This window comes from Streptomyces alkaliphilus, assembly GCF_014141535.1.
In the GTDB taxonomy this organism is placed as follows: Bacteria; Actinomycetota; Actinomycetes; order Streptomycetales; family Streptomycetaceae; genus Streptomyces; species Streptomyces alkaliphilus.
On record NZ_VKHT01001716.1, the window covers coordinates 1 to 473 of the forward strand.

The following is a 473-nucleotide window of genomic DNA, read 5'->3' on the forward strand; positions in this document are numbered from 1 at the left end:
TATAAGAGACAGGGGTGACCAGCACCGCCGGCCGGTCGGCGGCGTCCGGCCGGGCGATGTCCAGGGCCGGATCGAAGACGGTGACCCGGACCGTGACCGCCGGCGGCTCCCCGACCGTGGTGCCCTCGTACAGGGTCAGCGAGCGCCGCAGCAGCTCCCGCACCCGCTCCGGGTCGGGCGCGGTGCCGAACAGCGCGCGCCCGTCCCGGGTCAGCCGTTCCAGGTGCAGGTCCAGACCGCGCACCCGCCCCCCCTCCACCCGCAGGGTGGTGAAGTGGCCGTAGCCGGTCAGGGCCAGCGCCCGCAGCTCCTTTGGATCGACCGGCCTGCCGTCCAGCAGGGCGGGCGGCGGCAGCGGCGCGGGCGCGCCCGTCGCGTCGGGAACCCCCGGGGCACCGGGAACCCCGGGAGCACCGTGCGTCTGCCTCATCCGGTCAGTCTGCCCCGGGACGGCCCGGGCCCTGTCTCTTATA

At 75.7% G+C, this 473-nt stretch carries 1 protein-coding gene; it reads right to left on the reverse strand.

Features of this window, described 5'->3' with window-relative positions; all coding sequences use genetic code 11:
- Positions 1-430, reverse strand: a 430-nt coding sequence (locus FNQ90_RS26460) for an aminotransferase class IV (protein WP_323380202.1), incomplete at its 3' end; no start/stop codon positions are given.
- Positions 431-473 lie beyond the last annotated feature (43 nt).